3 protein-coding genes are annotated in these 2,230 nt (G+C 43.3%); all 3 read left to right on the top strand.

Annotated features, from left to right (window positions below; genetic code table 11):
* On the top strand, positions 1-648 hold a 648-nt coding region (locus CCU_RS12450), incomplete at its 5' end, for an RluA family pseudouridine synthase (RefSeq protein ID WP_208896247.1).
* The gene (locus CCU_RS12455) at positions 649-1,182 is read left to right on the top strand and encodes a Holliday junction resolvase RecU (protein ID WP_015534905.1); all 534 of its coding nucleotides are present in this window, start codon (positions 649-651) and stop codon (positions 1,180-1,182) included.
* A 132-nt stretch (positions 1,183-1,314) separates the two neighbouring features.
* Positions 1,315-2,230: ATP phosphoribosyltransferase regulatory subunit (gene hisZ, locus CCU_RS12460; RefSeq protein ID WP_208896248.1), on the top strand; the 916-nt coding region annotated here is incomplete at its 3' end.

Genomic DNA, 2,230 nt, shown 5'->3' on the forward strand with positions numbered 1-2,230 from the left:
AATGAGAGTGTCATCGATTATCTGCTTGACAATGAGTATATAACTGAGACTCAGCTCAGAACCTTCAAGCCTTCTGTATGCAACAGGCTGGACAGGAATACCTCCGGCCTTGTTCTGTGTGGAGTGTCACTTATGGGAAGTCAGGAGCTTTCGAGGATCATAAGGGAGAGACGCATAGACAAATATTACTACACCATAGTCAAGGGAAATATGACAGAGACGCAGGATATTACGGCATATCTCGTGAAGGATGATAAGAAGAACACTGTGACAATACGTGACAGCGTGGAGGAGATACGCAGGGCTGCCGGGGACTTGGACTATGATAAGATCCACACCATATTCCAGCCGGTCAGAACAAATGGAAAATATACAGAGCTTAAGGTAAAGCTCATAACGGGTAAGACTCACCAGATAAGGGCACAGCTCCAGCACATGGGGTATCCGGTGATCGGTGACCAGAAGTATGGTGACAGGGAGACAAACATACATTTCAGACAGACATACAAGCTTAGAAACCAGATTCTGCACTGCGGCGAGGTGGAGTTTACCGATGTTGTCGGTGGACTGGATTATCTGACGAGCAAGAGCTTCTCAGCATTCAAGCCTGATATGTATAAAAGAATAGAAAAGGATTTGTTTGAATAGATGGCTACATGGAATTCGCGAGGGCTTCGTGGCTCCACACTGGAGGATATGATAAACAACACAAATGAATATTACAGACAGAAGAACCTCGCGCTGGTCCAGAAGATCCCGACACCTATCACGCCGATAAAGATTGACAAGGACAGCAGCCAGATCACCCTGGCGTATTTCGAGAAGGATTCAACCGTCGACTATATAGGTGTTGTCCAGGGAGTTCCGGTATGTTTCGATGCAAAGGAATGTGCCACTGATACATTTACAATGCGTAACATTCATGAGCATCAGATAAGGTTCATGGAGGATTTCGAGAGACAGAACGGTGTAAGCTTCCTTATCATAATGTTCTCGGGACGAAATGAACTGTATTATATGAGATTCGAGGAACTTAAGGGGTATCTTGAGAGAGTCCAGAATGGGCATGTCAACAACTTCAAGTACAATGAACTTGATCCCAATTTCTTTATAAGAGCCAAGGGTGGTGCATTGGTACATTATCTTGAACCTCTAAGCAGGGATCTTGATGATAGAGGTTGACAAATACAATCCGCTTTAATATAATGTGCACGTTGACATGCTACCAAAGTAGCAAATTATCACTTTAATGCGATAAAGCAATAATAAAGAACGTGAAGCATGGCAAAGTTTAATTGACAAGGAGATATGATTATGCAGGACAAACTGTTACAGACCCCGGATGGAGTGAGAGACACCTACGATGTAGAATGTAAGAAGAAGAGAAAGGTTATGCATGAACTCCATCATATTCTGGAGTTATACAGCTATCACGATATAGAGACACCTACATTTGAGTTTTTTGATATATTTAACAGAGATAAGGGTTCAGCACCTTCCAATGAGATGTACAAGTTCTTTGACAGGGACAACAATACTTTGGTGCTCAGGCCGGATATAACACCTTCAATAGCGAGATGTGTTGCAAAGTATTATGCAGATGAGGAACTTCCTGTCAGACTCTGCTATACAGGCAATACCTATACAAACACACTCAAGCTTCAGGGAAAACTCAAGGAGGTCACACAGATCGGTGCCGAGCTTGTAAATGATGATTCATCCGCTGCTGACGCTGAGATAATCGCAACTGTGATAGACTGCTTCAACGAGATCGGGATCAGTGATTTCCAGATAGAGATAGGCCAGATAGACTACTTCAAGGGCCTGGTTGCTGAATCTGGTATCAGTGAGGACGAGGAGGATCAGATAAAAGAGTACATCCATATCAAGAACTTTTTCGGACTTGAGGAGTATGTGGATGCACTTGATATAAGTGACTCTCTTAAGAAAGCATTTGTTGCATTTGATTCTCTGTTCGGCGGAATATCCATGTTTGACAAGGCTGAGGGATATGTGTCAAATGAGACATCACTTGAGGCTGTGAAGAGGCTCAGAAGAGTGTATGCAGCTCTTGAGTGCTACGGATATCAGGATCACATAAGCTTTGATCTCGGTATGCTTGACGGATACAACTATTATACAGGAATCATATTCCGCGGATATACTTATGGAACCGGTGATGCTGTTGTCAAGGGCGGCCGTTACAATAATCTTCTCAAGCAGTTTGGAA

Origin of the sequence: Coprococcus sp. ART55/1, assembly GCF_000210595.1 — a bacterium.
In the GTDB taxonomy this organism is placed as follows: domain Bacteria; phylum Bacillota; class Clostridia; order Lachnospirales; family Lachnospiraceae; genus Coprococcus; species Coprococcus aceti.